The following is a 3,440-nucleotide window of genomic DNA, read 5'->3' as shown; positions in this document are numbered from 1 at the left end:
CTGGCCCGCCGCCGCGCCGAGTACGACCGCGCGGAGAGCTGGTACACGCGCGCCATCATCCAGGGCCGGCAGGCGGGCGACTGGCGCTCGTACGCGCTGGCCTTCTCCGGCCTGGGCAACCTCTTCCTCCAGAAGGGCAACCTGCCGCTGGCGCGCAAGGCCAACGTGCGCAGCCTGCGCGCGGCCCGGCGCCACCGGCTGGACCACGTGGCCGCCATGGCGTACCAGGCGCTCTTCGGCGTGGAGGTGGAGACGGGCGGCGAGCGTGCCGACGAGTACGCCGACAAGGCGCTCCAGGCGTACGGCCCGTCGCACCCCAACGTGCCGCGCCTGGCCTACGACGTGGCGTACCAGTGGGCGGTGCAGGGCCGCTTCTCGCGCGCGCTGCCGGTGGCCACCGCGCTGCTCCCGCACTTCGAGCCCACGTCCGAGCGGGTGCTGGTGCTGGGCCTGGTGGCGCGCGCCGCGGGCGGCACCGGCGAGCGGGCCGCCTTCGGCCACGCCGCCGAGGTGCTGCTGGATCTCACGGCCGACCCGTCCACGGCCGACACCGCCGCGGCCGGGCTGCTGGGCCTGGTGCACGGCGCCACCAGCCTGGGCGAGTGGGAGATGGCCGAGACGGCGCTGGACCGCGCGCTCCAGGTGGCCGCGGACCGCCGCGAGGGCAAGCTGATGATGACCGCCGAAGCGCTGCGCGACGCCATACGCCTGCGGCGCAGCACGCAGGACGCTCCCGCGCCCGAGGCGCAGGAGTGGCACGGGCTGGCGAGCGACTTCGTGGACGCGCTGCAGGCCGCCAGCCTCGCCGGAGCGGCGGGCTGACGGCGGGCCGGGCGGGCGAGGCTAGTTGCCGTTGCCCATCAGCCCGCCGCCGTCGTACGCGGGAGGCGGCGGAGTGGAGGTGTCGAGCGCGGCCGGCTGGGTGACGGTCTTGCGCGGCGCGGCCGGCGCGGTGACGTCTGCCGAACAGGCCGCGGAGGCGGCGAGCACAAGGGCGGCCAGCAGAAGACGGAGCTTCATGGAAGTTTCCTCGGGAGTGGCGGGGGAGATGGGGCGCGGGGCTTCCCGCGTCCTGGGTCGGAAAGTATCGATTCCGCTCGGACCGGGTTGGACCCCGTCCTCGCGGAATCACTTATTTAATGACAGGATGGACAGCGCGCACCCTTTTGCGCCGGGGTGCACGAGCATGGAGCGGCCCGGCAGCGGCTGAGAAGCCGAAACCCGTGCGGGGCAAGGAGAAGGAAGGCGAAAGGGAACGGCGGCCGGGCAAGAGGTGTGCTCGGCCGCCGTTCTCGTTCGTTGTACCTGTGGCCGCAGGTGCGGCCCACCCTGCCAACGCTCCGGAGAAAGGAGGACGTCGCGGCGAAGGAGCCGTGCGGAACCGAGCCCGCCGGCCATCTCCTCCTTTCTCACCAGGGCTGCCATGAGAACAAGACTCGTTGGAGTGGTGCTGTCGCTCGTCCTCCTGCCGGCCGCGCTGGCGGCGCAGGGCTTCACCATCACCGGCCGCGTGACCGACGCGGCGTCGCACGCGCCGGTGGCGAACGCGCAGCTCGTCGTCCTCAAGACCAGCGCGCAGGCCCGCACCGGGCCGGACGGCCGCTACCGCCTCGTGGTCCCCTCACCGCCGGCGGTGCGCGGCGGCAAGGTCACCGTGGCCGTGGCGCGGCTGGGCTACGCGCACGCCGAGCGCGGGGTCACGCTGGACTCCGCCGGCGTCACGGCCGACTTCGCGCTCGTGGCGTCCACGGTGGGCCTGGAGGCCCTGGTGGTGCAGTCGGCCGGGGTGGTGGCGCAGAGCCCGGGCGCCCGCCGCCGCGAGGCCGGCTACGCGGCGCGCGTGCGCGGGCAGACGGCGGCCGTGCAGGGAACGACCGCCATCGACGCGCACCACGGCATGCCCGCTCCGCGCGACCCCGGCGCGGACGAGTACGGCCACCTGGTGGAGAACCGATTCCTCAGCGCCGCCCGCACGCCGCTCTCCACCTTCTCGACCGACGCGGACGCCGCCTCGTACGCCAACGTGCGGAGCTACATCACGCAGGGCAGCGCGCCGCCGCCGGACGCGGTGCGCATCGAGGAGATGGTCAACTACTTCCCGTACGACTACCGCCAGCCCGCGGGCGATGCGCCGTTCTCCGTCGCCAGCGACGTGGCGGAGTGCCCGTGGAACCACGCGCACCGCCTGGTGCGCATCGGCCTGCAGGCGCGGCGGGTGGAAGAGAGCACGCTGCCGCCCAGCAGCCTCGTGTTCCTGGTCGACGTTTCCGGCTCGATGAACGACGAGACCAAGCTGCCGCTCGTGCAGGCGTCCCTCCGCATGCTGGTGGAGCGCCTGCGCCCGCAGGACCGCGTGGCTCTCGTCGCCTACGCGGGCAACGCCGGGCTGGTGCTGCCGTCCACGCCGGGCTCCGAGAAGCGGACGATTACCGAGGCCATCGACCGGCTGCGCGCGGGCGGGTCCACCGCCGGAGGCGCGGGAATCCAGCTCGCGTACGACGTGGCGCGCGGCAGCTTCCTTCCCGGCGGCAACAACCGCGTGATCCTCGCCACCGACGGCGACTTCAACGTGGGCGTCTCGAGCGAGGGCGAGCTGGTGCGCCTCGTCGAGCGGCGGCGGAGCGAGGGCACCTTCCTGACGGTGCTGGGCTTCGGGATGGGCAACCTGAAGGACCGCCGCATGGAGCAGCTGGCCGACCACGGCAACGGCAACTACGCGTACGTGGACGGCCCGGCCGAAGCCCGCAAGGTGCTGGTCACGGAGATGGGCGGCACGCTGCACACTGTCGCCAAGGACGTGAAGCTCCAGGTGGAGTTCAACCCCGCGCGCGTGGCCTCGTACCGGCTCATCGGCTACGAGAACCGGCTGCTGCGCGACGAGGAGTTCAACGACGACACCCGCGACGCCGGCGAGATCGGCGCGGGGCACGCGGTGACCGCGCTGTACGAGGTGGTGCCCGCCGGCGCCTCGGTGCGCGAGGCGGGCAGCGTGGACCCGCTGCGGTACCAGCGCGCCCCATCCCGCACGGCCGTGGCGCGCGGGGCGGAGCTGATGACGGTGAAGGTACGCTACAAGGCGCCGCAGGGCACGCTCAGCCGGGTGCTTTCGTTTCCGGTGGAGGACGGCGGCGGCTCGATGGCCGCGGCGTCTGCGGACTTCCGGTTCGCGGCGGCGGTGGCGGAGCTGGGTCTGCTGCTGCGCGCGTCGGAGTTCAAGGGCGCCGCCAGCGCCGAGGACGTGGTCTCGCTCGCCGGGGGCGCGCTGGGCAGCGACCCGAACGGCTACCGCGCCGAGTTCCTGGACCTGGCGCAGAGCTACGCCCGCATCTCCCGCGAAGGCATCGCGCGCCGGTGAGCGCCAGGGCCGGTGTACGGTAGATCGGTAGATGTACGGCGGGGCTCCCGGTGCACGAGAGCCCCGCTTCGCATCCGCCGAACAG

At 73.5% G+C, this 3,440-nt stretch carries 3 protein-coding genes; 2 read left to right on the top strand and 1 reads right to left on the bottom strand.

Going from position 1 to position 3,440, the window contains the following annotated elements:
* Window positions 1-822: hypothetical protein (locus tag VFE05_14775; protein HET6231334.1), on the top strand; the 822-nt coding region annotated here is incomplete at its 5' end.
* Between the two features lie 21 nt (window positions 823-843).
* Here VFE05_14775 and VFE05_14770 read toward each other — a convergent pair.
* Window positions 844-1,020: a hypothetical protein gene (locus VFE05_14770; GenBank protein ID HET6231333.1), complete on the bottom strand. Its 177-nt coding sequence runs from the start codon at window positions 1,018-1,020 to the stop codon at window positions 844-846.
* A gap of 403 nt (window positions 1,021-1,423) precedes the next feature.
* On the opposite strand from VFE05_14770, the gene VFE05_14765 reads away from it, so the two are divergent.
* A complete protein-coding gene (locus tag VFE05_14765) occupies window positions 1,424-3,355 on the top strand; it encodes a von Willebrand factor type A domain-containing protein (GenBank protein HET6231332.1) in 1,932 nt (643 codons plus the stop codon).
* Window positions 3,356-3,440: the final 85 nt, after the last annotated feature.

The organism is Longimicrobiaceae bacterium, from assembly GCA_035696245.1.
Lineage (GTDB): Bacteria > Gemmatimonadota > Gemmatimonadetes > Longimicrobiales > Longimicrobiaceae > DASRQW01.
The sequence above is the reverse complement of the archived record's forward strand: the minus strand, read 5'-3'. Positions and strand labels throughout refer to the sequence as shown.